This window comes from Haloechinothrix salitolerans, assembly GCF_042662605.1.
GTDB lineage: Bacteria > Actinomycetota > Actinomycetes > Mycobacteriales > Pseudonocardiaceae > Haloechinothrix_A > Haloechinothrix_A salitolerans.
Map to the genome: position 1 here is coordinate 3,606,706 of NZ_JBHSXX010000001.1, position 14,258 is coordinate 3,620,963.

A 14,258-nucleotide genomic window follows, 5' to 3' on the forward strand; every position below is an offset into this window, starting at 1 on the left:
GGCGATGGGCACCCGCGTTACGCGACTGGATACGTCGGTAGCGGCGGCGACCGAGACCCCGATCGACGCGGTCGAGGTACACGCGTTCACGCTGCCCACCGACGGCCCCGGCGGCGTCGAGCAGGACGGCACCCTGGAGTGGGACAGCACCACCATGGTGCTGGTCGTCCTGCAGGGAGGTGGCGAGCGCGGCATCGGCTACACCTACGGTGACCTCGCCGTCGCTCCGCTGATCCACGGCACGTTCGCGCCGCTGGCGCTCGGTGCTGACGCGCTCGCGCCACCGTCGTTGTGGCGGCGGCTGCACGACGTCCTCCGCAACAAGGGGCGCTCCGGCATCGGCGGGATGGCGCTGTCCGCTGTGGACATCGCGGCGTGGGACCTCAAGGCGCGGCTGCTCGGGTTGCCGCTGTTCCGTGCGCTGCCGAGCTACCACGACGCGGTGCCGGTGTACGGCTCGGGCGGGTTCACCAACTACTCGACCGAACGGCTAGTCGCGCAGCTCACCGGCTGGGTCGAGGACGGCATCGACAGCGTGAAGCTCAAGACGTCGCGCGATCCGGACGACGACCCGCGCAGGCTCACGGCGGTGCGCTCGGCCCTTGGCGGGGACACGGCGCTGTTCGTCGACGCCAACGGTGCGCTGAGCCGCAAGGACGCGCTGTACTGGGCGCGGCGGTTCGCGCACGACTGGGATGTGCGCTGGTTGGAGGAGCCGGTCAGCTCGGACGACCGCGCCGGGCTCCGGCTCGTGCGCGACCAGGGGCCAGGCGGGCTGGACATCGCGGCGGGGGAGTACAGCTACCTGCTGCGCGACTCCGCCGACCTGATCGAGAGCGGCGCGGTGGACTGCCTGCAGGCCGACGTCACCCGCTGCGGTGGCGTAACGGGGCTACTGGAGATCGCCGGGCTCTGTGCCGCCGAGCAGGTGCCGCTGTCGGCGCACTGCGCGCCCGCCGCGTCCGCGCACGCGTTCTGCGCCGTGCGGCGGCTGCGGCACCTGGAGTACTTCCACGACCACGTCCGATTCGAGGACCTGGCGTTCGACGGCGTGCTCACCCCGGACGGCGGCGTGCTGCGGCCCGACCCGGACCGGCCAGGCCTCGGCCTGACCGTCCGCTGGCCCGACGTCGAGCCGTACCGGGTGTGGGGCCCGGCGGCTGCCGGGACGTGATCACGCCTGCCGAACGCGACGCGCACCTGAGCGACACACGAGGAGGACGCGGCTGATGCGCACCAGGGACGTTCCCGCCAAGACCGACACGCGCGTCAGCGGGTCGCCGAGGGGCCAAGTCCGCATCGACGTCGGCGGGCTGGAACGGGCGCTGACCGACGTCGTCGCGGGCGAGGTGCGTTTCGACACCGCGTCGCTCGCGCTATACGCCAACGACGCCTCGAACTACCGGCAGGTGCCGATCGGCGTGGTCGTGCCGCGCACGCTGGACGACGTCGTCGCTACCCATCGGGTGTGCCACGACTTCGGCGCGCCGGTGCTGAACCGGGGTGGCGGCACCAGCCTCTCGGGCGAGACGGTGAACTACGCCGTGGTGCTCGACCACACGAAGTACCTCACCGAGATCGGTGAACTGGATACCGCCGCCCGGACGGTGACGTGTGAACCAGGCGTCATCAACGAGCACCTGAACCAGCACACCGGGCGGCACGGGTGGATCTTCGGGCCGGACCCGTCCTCGCACTCGCGGTGCGCCATTGGCGGCAACATCGGTAACAACTCCTGCGGCGTCCACTCCGTACAGTCCCATTTGTACGGTCCAGGACCACGCACGTCTGACAACGTCGCGGCGCTCGAAGTCGTCACCTACGACGGGGAACGGTTCTGGGTCGGTACGCACGAGGAATCCGAGCTGGACGAGATCATCGCGGCGGGCGGGCGCAAGGGCGAGATCTACGCGCACCTGCGCGACCTGCGCGACCGCTACGCCGACGCCATCCGCGCCGGGTTCCGCGACGTCGCCGACGTGCCGCGTCGGGTGTCCGGCTACAACCTGGACGAGCTGCTGCCGGAGAAGGGCTTCAACGTCGCCCGCGCGCTGGTCGGCACCGAGAGCACCTGCGCGACCGTGCTGCGCTCGACGTTGCTGCTCACCCCGGCGATGCCGCAGCGCTCGCTGGTAGTGGTGCGCTACGCCGACGTCGTCTCTGCCGCGCGGCACGCCCCGGAGATCGTGTCTGAGTGGGGGCCGATCGGGCTGGAGGCGCTCGACGGCGACCTGGTGCGCAGCCAGTTGCGGCAGAACATGCACGTCGACGAGATCGCCGCACTGCCAGGCCCTCGCGAGGGTGCGTGGCTGCTGGTGCAGTTCGGCGCGGACACCGAGGCGGCGGCGCGGGACACGGCGGAGTCGTTCGTCCGCTGGCTGACGAGGCGCGGCCACGACCGCGACGACATCGCGGTGGCGGGTCCCAACGACACCGCGTTGAGCGAAAGTCTGTGGGACGTGCGCGAGGGTGGGCTCGGCGGCACCGCGTTCGCGCACGGTCGGGACAACTGGCCCGGCTGGGAGGACTCTGCCGTACCGCCGGAGAAGCTGGGCGACTACCTCGCCGACCTGCGGGCGAAGTACGACGAGTACGGACTCGACGGCGCGATGTACGGACACTTCGCGGAGGGCTGCGTGCACTCGCGCATCAGCTTTGACCTGCGCACCCGTGGTGGCATCGCCAACTACCGGGCGTTCCTGGAGGACGCCGCCGACCTGGTGGCCTCCTACGGCGGCAGCCTCTCCGGTGAGCACGGCGACGGTCAGCAGCGCGCCGAACTGCTCGTGAAGCAGTACGGGCCCGAGCTGGTGCAGGCGATGCGCGAGTTCAAGGCCATCTGGGACCCGGGGTGGAAGATGAACCCGGGCAAGGTGGTCGACCCGTTCCCGCTGGACGAGGACCTGCGGCTCGGCACGGACTACAACCCGTGGCAGCCGGAGACGGTCTTCGCCTACCCGGAGGAGAACGGCGACTTCTCCCACGCCGGGTTGCGCTGCGTCGGCATCGGCAAGTGCCGCGAGTCCGTCGGCAAGCAGGTGATGTGCCCGAGCTACCAGGTCACCAAGGAGGAGAAGCACTCGACGCGCGGGCGGGCGCGGCTGCTGTTCGAGATGCTGCGGGGCGACGTCGTCACCGACGGCTGGCAGTCGCAGGAGGTCGCCGACTCGCTCGACCTCTGTCTCGCCTGCAAGGGCTGCACCAACGACTGCCCGGTCAACGTCGACATCCCCACCTACAAGGCGGAGTTCCGCAGCCACCACTACCGGTCCTGGCGGCGCTGGCGACCCCGGCACGCCTACGCGTTCGGGCTCATCGACCAGGCGTCCCGGCTGGCGTCGCTGGTGCCGGCGCTGGCCAACGCGGTGACGCAGACGCCAGGCCTGGCGCGGCTGGCGAAGTTCGCCGGGGGCATCGATCAGCGCAGGCCGTTGCCGAGGTTCGCGCCGATGACGCTGCAGCAGTGGTTCCGGCGCAGGGGCGGCACCCGGAACCCGGCCGGGCGCCCGGTCGTGCTGTTCCCGGACACGTTCAACAACCACTTCCACACCGACGTCGGCGTGGCGTGCGTCGAGGCGATCGAGGACGCGGGCTGGCGCGTCATCATGCCCGAGGGACACGTGTGCTGCGGACGTCCGCTGTACGACTACGGCTTCCTCGGCCTGGCGCGGCGCTACCTGGAACGGGTGCTCGACGCGGTGCGCGACTACGTGCGCGACGACGTCCCGATCGTCGGCATGGAGCCGAGCTGCCTCGCGGTGTTCCGCGACGAGCTGGCGCGCATGCTGCCGCACGACGAGGACGCTCGACGACTTGGCGCCAACGCCTACCACTTCGCGGAGTTCTTCCGCGCGTTCGACGTCCCGGTGCCCCGGATGGCAAAGGCGGCGGGGGAGGCGCGGAAGGCGCTGCTGTGGGGACACTGCCACCAACACGCCACCGGCGGCATCTTGCCCGAACGTGAGTTGTTGACGTCGATGGGCCTCGACGTCCAGTCGGTCAGCGGCGGCTGCTGCGGCCTCGCCGGGGCGTGGGGCTTCGAGGACGGCAAGTACGACATCTCGATGGACTGCGGCGAACAGGCGCTGCTGCCCGCAGTGCGCGAGGCGGACGCGGAGACGCTAGTCGTCGCGGACGGCTTCTCGTGCACCACACAGATCGAGCACGCCGGTACCGGTCGGACGGCGCTGCACACCGGTCAGGTGCTCCGCGAGGCGGCGCGCGGTGACGGCGGCGTCGCCGCTGGCGCTGCCGACGTCGGGGCGCGCCCAGCGCCATCACTGCCACGTCGCGTCGTCAAGACCGCTGGGGCGCTCACCGCGGCGGCTGCCGTGGGTGCGGGCCTCGCCGCGGCGGCCCGCAAGCTCTGGCGCACGGGCTAGCCTCTTGCACACCCGCAGGCCCACCTCACGGCCTGCGCCAGTCGTGCTCCCCGAGGCGTAGGCCCGCTTCGACGCCCATGAGCATCACGCCGCCGTCGACCGGCAACGACGTCCCGGTGATGTAGGCGGCCGCCGGGGTGGCGAGGAATGACACCGCCGACGCGACCTCGTTGGCGTCGCCGGTCCGGCCCAGCGGCACGCCGGGACGCTCCTGCTCGCGCGGATCGACGTCGTCCTGGCCAGTCATAGGGGTGGAGATCTCACCGGGAGCGACCGAGTTCACCGTGATGCCGTACTCGGCCAGCTCAAGGGCGAGTACCTTCGTGAGTGCGCCGAGCCCGGCCTTGGCCGCGCTGTAGGCCGCGAAGCCAACGCGGGGTTGGTGCTCGTGCACGCTGGTGATGTTGACGATCCGGCCGCCATTGCCGCCGTCGATCATGTGCCGCGCCGCGCGTTGCGTGCACAGGAACGAGCCGTCCAGGTCGACGCCGAGCACGTGGCGCCAGGTGTCGAAGTCGGTGTCCAGCGCACGCTCGCTCGTAATCGTTCCCGCGTTGTTGACCAGCATGTCCAGTCCACCGAGCTTCTCGGCGAGGGTGTCGATCGCGGCGGTCGCCGTCGGCAGGTCGGCGAGGTCCATTCGCTCGACGGCGGTTGCTACGCCCTGCTCGCTCGCCTCCCGGGCGGTTTGCTCGGCGCCCTCGGCGTCACGGTGGTAGGTGATGCCGACGTCGACGCCGCCACCCGCCAGCGCGACGGCGGTCGCCCGCCCGATACCTGAGTCGGCGCCGGTGACGATGGCGCGCCTCGGGCGCCCTGGTAAGTCCTGCGGAAGTGGTGCTGGCGTTGTCATACCGAAGCGGTACCCGCCGATGCGCCCGGGTACACCCGTGAGGAGGGTGAAAGCGGTCCCGACGGGGTACTCGTCGGATATGGCGACCCGGACCACAACGGCGGCGGACTTCTTGCCCGCCCACCGCGACATCGAGAGCCTGCGTACGGCCGCGGCGTCGTGCCAAGGCTGTGGGCTGTACCAGCACGCCACTCAGACGGTCTTCGGCGACGGCCCGCGCGACGCGAAGCTCGTCGTGGTCGGTGAGCAGCCTGGCGACAAGGAAGACACGGCGGGGGAGCCGTTCGTCGGTCCCGCCGGAGCCCTGTTGGGACGGGCGCTGACCGAGGCTGGTATCGACCGCCGTGAGGCGTATGTGACGAACGCCGTGAAGCATTTCAAGTTCGTCCCGCCGGAACGCGGCAAACGCCGCATACACCAGAAACCTTCGCGCACGGAGGTCGTCGCGTGCCGCCCGTGGCTGGTCGCCGAGGTGGAGGCGCTGCGGCCCCACCTGGTGCTGTGCCTCGGCGCGACGGCGGCGCAGTCGGTGCTCGGGACGTCGTTCCGCATCACCCAGCAGCGCGGGCAACTGCTGGAGTGGGACGTCGACGCCGCGGGTGTCGTGACCGATCCGCCCGCCGTGCTGGCCACGACACACCCGGCGTCGGTGCTGCGTGCCAGGGACGAGGATCGCAAACGCGCCTACGCGGACCTCGTGGACGACCTCCGGGCGGTCGCGCGAGCGCTGAGCTGACGCTCAGTCCGTCCTGACCGCGATCTTGGCGGGACCTGCCGCGCCCGCGGAGTCGCGGATGGTCACTTCGAGCACCCCTTCGTGGAAGCTCGCCTGGACGTCGTCATCCTGGACGCCTTCTGGAAGGGTGATGTCGCGCCGGAACTGTCCGGTAGACCGCTCCCGCACGAGGTAGTCCTCCTGCTCGTCGTCCTCGCCGCGGGTGCCCGCGATCGTCAGCGTCCCTCGGGAAAGGCTCACGTCCACGTCCTCGGGGTCGACGCCGGCGAGGTCGCAGCGAATAACAAGATCGGAGTCCTTGGCGAGGATGTCGGTCGCCGGGCTCCACGCGTCGGAGTACGGCCTTGGTTGCCCTGGCGTGATTGATTCTCCGTCGAGTCCGGTCATGCGGTCCGCGATTCGGTTCATTTCGCTAACTGTGTCGACGACGCCGCGGAACGGGTACCGATGCGCCTGCTTTCTACGGCGTAGGGCCATGTCGATCAGTCCTCCATGGGTGAGTGCGGGGTCACGTGTCAACGGATTCCCTGACGGGCTCGTGATCTTTTCGCGCGGTGCCGCGTTGTCGGCTGGCGTCGCTCGCGACGAGCGCGGACGCCGAGGGCACCGACGCAAGCCGCTCACTCCGGAAGCCCTTCGCGAGGCCGATCGCGAGCAGCACGAGTGCGATGCCGAACGGCAACCCAGCGGTCACCGACGCCGCCTGCAACGCCCCAAGGGCAACGGCACCGCCGACCCAGAGCAGCACCGCGGCGATGGCACCTTCGGTGATCGCCCAGAAGATCCGTTGGGCCCTGACGGGATGTGGGTCGCCGCCGTTGGTGAGCATGTCGACCACGAGAGAGCCGGAATCCGACGAGGTGGCGAAGAAGACGGCCACGACGATTACGGTGAGCAGCGCGAGAGCGGTCGCCAGCCAGCCCGTCAATGGCAGCGCGCCGAGCAGGGTGAACAGTGCCTCTTCCGGCGCGGCCGACGCGATGTCGACGGCGCCGTTGCGCTGGTAGAACAACCCGGTTCCGCCCAGCACGGCGAACCACACGATGGAGGCGACCACCGGAGCGAACAGCGAGCCCGCGATGAACTGCCGGATCGTGCGGCCATAGGAGATGCGGGCGATGAACATTCCGACGAACGGTGACCAGGACATCCACCAGCCCCAGTAGAACAACGTCCAGCTCGCCTGCCACGCGGCCGCGTCAGGGTGCGTCTCCGCGCTGAAGGTTTCGAAGCTCATTCCCACGACGTTCTGCAAATACTCGCCGGTGTAGTCGGCCAGGCCGGTGAGGATGAACAGCTTGGGTCCGACCGCGAAAACGAAGAGCATCAGCAGGAGCGCCAGCCCCAGGTTGAGTACCGACAGCCTGCGAATGCCCTTGTCGATCCCCAGGACCACACTGACGACGGCGATCGCGGTGATCAACGCGATGATCGCGAGCTGCAGGGTCGGATTGTTTGGAAGCCCGAACACCTCGCCGAGCCCCGCGTTGATCTGCTGCGCGCCGAGTCCCAGCGACGTCGCGAGGCCGAACAGCGTGCCGAACACGGCGAGGACGTCGACCACATGACCGACCCAGCCGTAGATCCGGTCGCCGATCAGCGGATACAGTCCGGCCGCTGGCCGCAGGGGCAGGCCCTTGCGGAAGCAGAAGTAGCCCATCGACAACCCGAGCACGATGTAGATCGCCCAGGGATGCAGACCCCAGTGGAAGATGGTGTAGCGCATAGCGTCGGCGGGACCGTCCGGGCCACCATTCGCGACCATCGGGGCGTTCACCAAATGGTACGGGGCCTCGTAAACGCCGAAGAACACCAGCCCGATACCCATACCCGCGCTGAACAGCATGGCGAACCAAGGCAGCGTGCGGTACTCCGGCCGGGAGTCGTCCGGCCCGAGCCGGAGCCTGCCGTAACGGCTCGCCATCATCGCGATGACGAAGGCCAGAAACAGCGTGGCCACCAGGATGTAGAGCCAGCCGAGGTTCGTGGTGATGAAGTCGAGCACCGCGCTGGCGGCCCTGTCCGTCGCGTCGGTGAAGAACACCCCCGCCACCAGGAAAGCCAGCGCGAGGGCGATCGAGGTGAAGAAAACGGGCGGATTGGTATGGCGGCGGAAGTAGCCGTCCTCGCTTTCCTCGCTGGTCGACGCGGGTCGACCGGTGGTGGTCATATCCGGCCCTCCTCGGGTGCGCTCGTGTTCGCGCCCTGCGGGCAGCCGGCGCCGCACAGGCCGCTCCGTACGCGCGCCGGATCCCCGCGCCGACGCGGTCGCTAAACATTCGTCCGGTGAGCGGCACCTCCGCCGCGCGCTGACCGGCGTGTTTTCGCTCGCGGGACGCCGGGTAGCCCCGGTGCGCATCATTCGTCGCGTCGCGGGAGGTGGCATGGGCGGCAGCGGGGACGACGAGCGTCCGGGTGCCAGCGCGCAGGAGGCCGACGGTAAGGACCTGTTCCGGCTGGGCACCCAGCGGGACGACGTCGAGCTGCGCAGGTACGAGTACCCCTGGCCGGAACCCGGAACGCGCGCGGAGAAGCGCGCCCGCAGGCACGTCCTGTACTGGTGGGCGCTGACTGTCGTCAGCGGCATCACGGCGGCCGTGGTGTACCTGGCGTGGCCCTGGCAGTACGTGCCACCCGGCGGTGGTGGCCATACCTGGTACGTGCTCTACACGCCGGTGCTCGGGCTGTCGATCGGCGTGGCGCTGGTCAGCTTCGCGTTCGGCTTCATCGTGCTGGTGAAGCGGTTCTTCCCGGAGGAGCAAGCGGTGCAGCAGCGCCACGACGCCGAGCACTCGCCCGCGGAGGACCGCGCCACGCTCGCCGCGACCGCGGCGGAGGCGGCCAACGCGAGCGGGCTGCGCCGCCGCTCGGTGTTCACCCGCGCGGCGGGCCTCGGCGTCGGTGCGCTCGGTACCGGCCTCGGTGTCACGATCCTGGGCGGCGTTGTGCATAACCCCTGGGACACCACGGGCCTGAACGAGTCCGCGAAGGACACGCTGTGGCGGACCGGCTGGAAGCCCGTCGCGGGCGAGACTGTCTACCTGCGCGCCGACTCGGGGGACCCGCACGAGGTCATTCTGGTGCGGCCGGAGGACCTTGGCGCGCCAGGCATCATGAGCGTCGTCCCGTTCCGGGAGTCTGAACGCGACAACCCGGAGATGCTCAGCAAGGCGCGGCACCGCGCCGACAACCCGGCGACGTTGCTGCGGCTGCCGCCGCGCACGGAGGTCGCGCCGAAGGCGGGCAGGGAAGGCATGAACGTCGGCGACTTCTACGCCTACTCGCGGGTGTGCACGCACCTCGGCTGCCCGGTGACGATGTACGAGGGCAGGACCGACCGGCTGTTCTGCCCGTGCCACCAGTCGATGTTCGACCTCCGCGAGCACGCCAAACCAATTTTCGGACCCGCGACCCGCGCGCTGCCCCAACTGCCGATCGACCTCGACGAGTCCGGCTACTTCGTCGCGACCGGCGATTTCACCGCGCCCATCGGCCCGAGCTTCTGGGAGCTGGAGCCATGAGCCAGCGGCGCAGCACCAGCGGCACCGCGGCAGGGAAGCTGTTCGACGTCGTCGATGAGCGGTTCCCGTCGGCGGGGACGATGCGGCACCAGGTCAACAAGGTGTTTCAGAAGCACTGGTCGTTCCTGCTCGGCGAGGTGGCGCTGTACAGCTTCTTCGTGCTGCTGCTTTCCGGGACCTACCTGGCGTGGTTCTTCGACCCGTCCATGGAGAAGGTCACCTACGACGGCTCGTACACGATGTTGCGGGGCATCGAGATGTCGCGGGCGTACGAGTCGACGTTGGACATCTCGTTCGAAGTGCGCGGCGGGCTGCTCGCGCGGCAGATCCACCACTGGGCCGCCCTGGTGTTCGTCGCGGCGATCGTGACACACATGGGGCGAATCTTCTTCACCGGCGCGTTCCGCAAGCCGCGCGAGGTCAACTGGGTGATCGGCGTGCTGCTGCTGACGATCGCCATCATGGAGGGCTTCACCGGCTACTCGCTGCCCGACGACCTGCTCTCCGGCACCGGTCTGCGGATCACCTCGGGAATCGTGCTGTCGATCCCCGTGGTGGGGACGTGGCTGCACTGGCTGGTGTTCGGTGGCGAGTACGCCGGTGAGGAGATCATCCCTCGGTTGTTCACCATCCACATCCTGCTGCTGCCCGGGCTGCTGCTGGCGCTGATCGGCGTGCATCTGGCGATCGTGTGGTACCAGAAGCACACGCAGTTCCCCGGCCGCGTCAGCCGGGAGTCGAACGCCGTCGGCGTGCGGGTGTTGCCAGGCTTCGCGGCCAAGAGCGGGTCGCTGTTCACCGCCGTCACGGGCTTGCTCGCGGCGATGGGCGGGCTGCTGCAGATCAACCCGATCTGGAACTACGGCCCGTACAAGCCGTCGCACGTCTCCGCCGGGTCGCAGCCCGACTGGTATCTGATCTGGGTGGACGGTGCCGCCCGGCTCTGGCCCGCCTGGGAGATTCCGTTGGTCGACTACCGGATTCCGGCAGTGATGTGGCCGACGGTCATCACGCCGACGCTGCTGGTCGGGGCCGCGCTGTGCTACCCATGGATCGACCGGGCGCTCACCAAGGACTACCGGCGGCACAACATCTTGGAACGCCCCCGCGACGCCCCGGTCCGCACCGGGCTCGGCGCGATGGTCATCACGTTCGTGCTGGTGCTGCTGGCTTCCGGTGTCAACGACATCCTGGCGCACGTCTTGGAGATCTCGCTGAACGGCTTGCTCTGGGCGGGCCGCATCGGGATCGTGTTCCTGCCGCTGGCGGCGTACCTGCTGACCTACCACGTCTGCCGCGCCTTGCAGCGCGACGACCGGAAGGTGCTCGAGGAAGGCATGGAGACCGGCATTATCCGGCGATACCCGCACGGGCACATGGTCGACGTCCACCAGCCGCTGGCCACCTCAGACGGCGAGGCGAAGCCGTTGCCGTACGCGGGGACACCGGTACCGAAGAAGGCCAACGACCTCGGCCTGGCTGGCTCACCGGTACCGGGCGGGCTGCTGCGGCCCGACCCACCCCCGGACCGCGAACGAGAGCGAGGTGAGGACGGGGAGACGTCGTCGGGGGACACGTCATGAGGAAGCGCACCACCCCGGAGGACCGTGTCGCACCCGGCCTGTTCATCGCGGCGTTCGCCTGTCTGCTGTACCTGGGCGGGCTGTTCGTGATGGCGTTGCTGCGGGGTCCGAATCCCGTGTACGTCTACGTCAGCGGTGGTGCGGTCGTGGTGTTCGCGCTCGGTCTCGCGCAGGCTCTGCGGGTACGAGCGCGGAACCTGCGGGCGCGAGGGCGGCAGGGGGAGTAGCGCGGGGTGCGCGCCCGCGACGGCTGTTGGTTCCTACGACTCGCCTTGCGGCTCACCGTAGTGCCGCACCCGCCGTTCCAGCTCCATCCGGGAGTGCATGTGTGGATAGTGCAGCTCGAACGACGGGCGCTCGGATCGGATGCGCGGCAGTTCGTAGAAGTTGTGCCGGGGCGGCGGGCAGGTCGTCGACCACTCGAGCGAGTTGGCGTGCCCCCACGGATCGTCGTGGACGACGACCTCGCCGAAGCGGTAGCTGGCGAAGACGTTGTAGAGGAACGGCAGCATGGACAGTCCCAGCAGTAACGAGCCGATGGTGGAGATGCTGTTGAGAACCGTGAACCCATCGCTGGGTAGATAGTTGGCGATGCGGCGAGGCATGCCTTCCGCGCCGAGCCAGTGGTGCACCAGGAAGGTGGTGTGGAAGCCGATGAGCGTGGTCCAGAAGTGCCATTTGCCGAGCCGCTCGTCCATCATCCGGCCGGTGATCTTGGGGAACCAGAAGTAGATACCGGCGAAGGTGGCGAACACGATCGTGCCGAACAGGACGTAGTGCAGATGCGCCACGATGAAATAGCTGTCGGTCAGGTGGAAATCCATCACCGGCGCCGCGACGATCACGCCGGACAACCCGCCGAGCACGAACGTCAGCATGAAGCCTAGCGAGAACAGCATCGGCGTCTCGAAGGTGAGCCTGCCGCGCCACATCGTGCCGATCCAGTTCCAGAACTTGATGCCAGTCGGCACCGCGATGAGGAATGACAGCAACGAGAAGAACGGCAACAGCACCGCCCCGGTGGCGAACATGTGGTGCGCCCACACCGTGAACGACAGCACGACGACCGCGCCTGTTGCCCACACGAGCGCCTTGTAGCCGAAGATCGGCTTGCGGCTGAACACCGGGATGATCTCCGAGATGATGCCGAAGTACGGCACCGCGACGATGTAGACCTCGGGGTGGCCGAAGAACCAGAACAGGTGCTGCCAGAGAACCACGCCGCCGTTGGCGGGATCGAAGGTGTGCGCGCCGAGCTTGCGGTCCGCGAGCAAGCCGAACAGCGCCGCGGTGAGCACCGGGAACGCCGAGAGGATCAACACACTGACGAGCAGGATGTTCCAGGTGAAGATCGGCATCCGGAACATCGTCATGCCTGGTGCTCGCAGGCAGATGATCGTGGTGACCAGATTGACCGTCGCCAAGATGGTGCCCGCACCACTGACGATCAGTCCGACGACCCAGAGGTCGGGACCGATACCGGGACTGAACTCCGCGCGGCTGAGCGGCGCGTACGCGAACCAGCCGAACGCGGCTGCCCCACCAGGCGTGAGGAACCCGGCAATCACCATCAATCCGCCCGGCAGGTACAGCCAGTACGACAGTGCGTTGAGCCGAGGAAACGCGACATCGGGTGCCCCGATCTGTAGTGGGACGACATAGTTCGCGAAGCCGAGCACGTTCGGTGTCGCGTACAGCAGCAGCATCACCGCGCCGTGCACGGTGAACAGCTGGTTGTACTGGTGTTCGTTGAGGAACTGCATTCCCGGCTGCGCGAGTTCGCCGCGCATCAGCAGCGCCAGCAGACCGGCGAACAGGAAGAAACCGAACGTGGTGACCAGGTAAAGGATGCCGATCATCTTGTGATCGGTCGTGGTGGCGAGCCGCAGCATCGTCGTGCCGAACGGAACACGCTCGCGCCTCGGCCGGACCGGCACCTCGACCAGTTCGGTGTCTTTCGCTCGCGTCATGCTCCCAACCGCTTCCGCCCGTTGACTGGCGTGTAAGGCATACCCACGCCGCCGGACGACTACACGTGGGCGAGCGGCTGGGTGCTCTCGCCTACTTCGCTGACGCTGCGCCGGAGAGTGCTCCGGCCTAGCGGACGGGTCTACCCCTTGCGTTTGCCGGTGAGGTCGCGGGCCTCTTCGATGCGCCGTGCCGCGCTCATTTCCAGCGCGGTGAGCAGGAGATACAGCGTCGAGCCAACGAAAGACCCGAGGGGCCAGGCGACCAGCTCCGGCAGGACAAGTCCGACCAACGCGGCCGCGCCGACCGCCACGGAGATCGACACGATGCCCAGCGAACCGCCGAGCGCAACCACCGTCGTTTGCTCCTGCTCGGCCAGCGAACGACGGAACCCACGTGTAGCGGCGACCTGGATGGCCGCGAAACTGGCCACCGCCCCGAGCAGGAACAGGAAGATGTGGGCCACGCCCGGCGTGCGATGCAGCGACGTCAGCACCGCGAGCACCGACGTGATCATCACGGAGAACCCATAGGCGCCGGAGTTGTTGCGCAGGGAGAGCCGCAGTTCCTGCACGTACAACGAGAACTGCTGGCGCTGCGAGCTGGTGGTCATCAGCGTGGTTCTTCCCGTGCGGGTCAGCGTCGGTGCGGTGGCATGGCGGCTACATGACCTCGTCGGACTCCGGTGGTGGCTCCTGCGGGAACGGCTTGCCCGCCGATGCCCCGATCGCGATCGCCAGCCCTGCCGCCGAGGTGACGACGTAGACGATGGCATTGCCCCAGCCGACATTGAGGTAGGTGCCTTCCGCGATCACCGCGGGAATGCTGTACGCCGAAAGACCAAGGTAGGCCATGAACAGCGCGACGCCGAAGACCTTGGTCGCCGAGCGCCGTATGGGTGCCAACAAGCCCCACACGGCGGTACCCCCGTGCGCCGCGAGCAAGAACCAGCTCACGCCGAAATCGGCTACGAGATGCAGGTGCCCGAGCGGGCCGACCGCTGTGGCGCCAAGACTGATGACGCTGGTGACGGTGATAGCCGCATAGAGGAGGCCGACGGCCAGCGCGAGCAGCTTCGGCCACCCAGGCCGACGGTGATAGACGTCGGACTCGGTGAGTGTGTCGTGTCGGCCGCGCTGGTCAGGCCGATCCCGCTCGTCGGCTCGGCCGGAACGATGAGGCTCAGCGGGCATCAACATCACCTACCGCATCGGT

At 68.7% G+C, this 14,258-nt stretch carries 12 protein-coding genes; 6 read left to right on the forward strand and 6 right to left on the reverse strand.

Annotation, left to right across the window (positions count from 1 at the left end; translation table 11 throughout):
- Window positions 1-4 precede the first annotated feature (4 nt).
- Window positions 5-1,174 (forward strand): enolase C-terminal domain-like protein, encoded by a 1,170-nt coding sequence (locus ACFQGD_RS17150; protein WP_345396935.1) that lies wholly within the window; start codon window positions 5-7, stop codon window positions 1,172-1,174.
- 55 nt (window positions 1,175-1,229) lie between these two features.
- Window positions 1,230-4,382 carry an FAD-binding and (Fe-S)-binding domain-containing protein gene (locus ACFQGD_RS17155; protein WP_345396938.1) on the forward strand — a complete coding sequence of 1,051 codons (3,153 nt, stop codon included), beginning with the start codon at window positions 1,230-1,232 and terminating at the stop codon, window positions 4,380-4,382.
- Window positions 4,383-4,407: 25 nt separating this feature from the next.
- Here ACFQGD_RS17155 and ACFQGD_RS17160 read toward each other — a convergent pair whose 3' ends face one another.
- On the reverse strand, window positions 4,408-5,235 hold the full coding sequence (locus ACFQGD_RS17160) for an SDR family oxidoreductase (RefSeq protein ID WP_345396941.1): 828 nt from the start codon (window positions 5,233-5,235) through the stop codon (window positions 4,408-4,410).
- A gap of 79 nt (window positions 5,236-5,314) precedes the next feature.
- On the opposite strand from ACFQGD_RS17160, the gene ACFQGD_RS17165 reads away from it, so the two are divergent.
- Window positions 5,315-5,971 carry a UdgX family uracil-DNA binding protein gene (locus ACFQGD_RS17165; protein ID WP_345396944.1) on the forward strand — a complete coding sequence of 219 codons (657 nt, stop codon included), beginning with the start codon at window positions 5,315-5,317 and terminating at the stop codon, window positions 5,969-5,971.
- A gap of 3 nt (window positions 5,972-5,974) precedes the next feature.
- On the opposite strand, the gene ACFQGD_RS17170 is transcribed toward ACFQGD_RS17165, so the two are convergent.
- Both ACFQGD_RS17170 and ACFQGD_RS17175 read right to left on the reverse strand, forming a co-directional pair.
- Window positions 5,975-6,379: an Hsp20/alpha crystallin family protein gene (locus ACFQGD_RS17170; RefSeq protein WP_345396947.1), complete on the reverse strand. Its 405-nt coding sequence runs from the start codon at window positions 6,377-6,379 to the stop codon at window positions 5,975-5,977.
- A 100-nt stretch (window positions 6,380-6,479) separates the two neighbouring features.
- The gene (locus tag ACFQGD_RS17175; RefSeq protein WP_345396950.1) at window positions 6,480-8,141 is read right to left on the reverse strand and encodes a BCCT family transporter; all 1,662 of its coding nucleotides are present in this window, start codon (window positions 8,139-8,141) and stop codon (window positions 6,480-6,482) included.
- A 214-nt stretch (window positions 8,142-8,355) separates the two neighbouring features.
- On the opposite strand from ACFQGD_RS17175, the gene qcrA reads away from it, so the two are divergent.
- Genes qcrA through ACFQGD_RS17190 form a run of 3 tightly spaced genes read left to right on the forward strand, consistent with a single transcriptional unit; the run spans window position 8,356 to window position 11,302 of the window.
- Window positions 8,356-9,492 carry a cytochrome bc1 complex Rieske iron-sulfur subunit gene (gene qcrA, locus ACFQGD_RS17180; RefSeq protein WP_345396953.1) on the forward strand — a complete coding sequence of 379 codons (1,137 nt, stop codon included), beginning with the start codon at window positions 8,356-8,358 and terminating at the stop codon, window positions 9,490-9,492.
- A complete protein-coding gene (gene qcrB, locus ACFQGD_RS17185) occupies window positions 9,489-11,075 on the forward strand; it encodes a cytochrome bc1 complex cytochrome b subunit (protein ID WP_345396956.1) in 1,587 nt (528 codons plus the stop codon). Before qcrA ends, qcrB begins: the two co-directional genes overlap by 4 nt.
- On the forward strand, window positions 11,072-11,302 hold the full coding sequence (locus ACFQGD_RS17190) for a hypothetical protein (RefSeq protein WP_345396959.1): 231 nt from the start codon (window positions 11,072-11,074) through the stop codon (window positions 11,300-11,302). The genes qcrB and ACFQGD_RS17190 overlap by 4 nt, the downstream gene beginning before the upstream one ends.
- 33 nt (window positions 11,303-11,335) lie before the next feature.
- Here the strand turns inward: ACFQGD_RS17190 and ctaD are convergent, their stop codons facing one another.
- The 3 genes from ctaD to ACFQGD_RS17205 all read right to left on the reverse strand — a co-directional run bounded on the left by ctaD (window position 11,336) and on the right by ACFQGD_RS17205 (window position 14,236).
- On the reverse strand, window positions 11,336-13,045 hold the full coding sequence (ctaD, locus tag ACFQGD_RS17195) for an aa3-type cytochrome oxidase subunit I (RefSeq protein WP_345396962.1): 1,710 nt from the start codon (window positions 13,043-13,045) through the stop codon (window positions 11,336-11,338).
- Between the two features lie 140 nt (window positions 13,046-13,185).
- Window positions 13,186-13,656 (reverse strand): hypothetical protein, encoded by a 471-nt coding sequence (locus ACFQGD_RS17200; RefSeq protein WP_345396965.1) that lies wholly within the window; start codon window positions 13,654-13,656, stop codon window positions 13,186-13,188.
- A gap of 49 nt (window positions 13,657-13,705) precedes the next feature.
- On the reverse strand, window positions 13,706-14,236 hold the full coding sequence (locus ACFQGD_RS17205) for a DUF4383 domain-containing protein (protein ID WP_345396968.1): 531 nt from the start codon (window positions 14,234-14,236) through the stop codon (window positions 13,706-13,708).
- Window positions 14,237-14,258 lie beyond the last annotated feature (22 nt).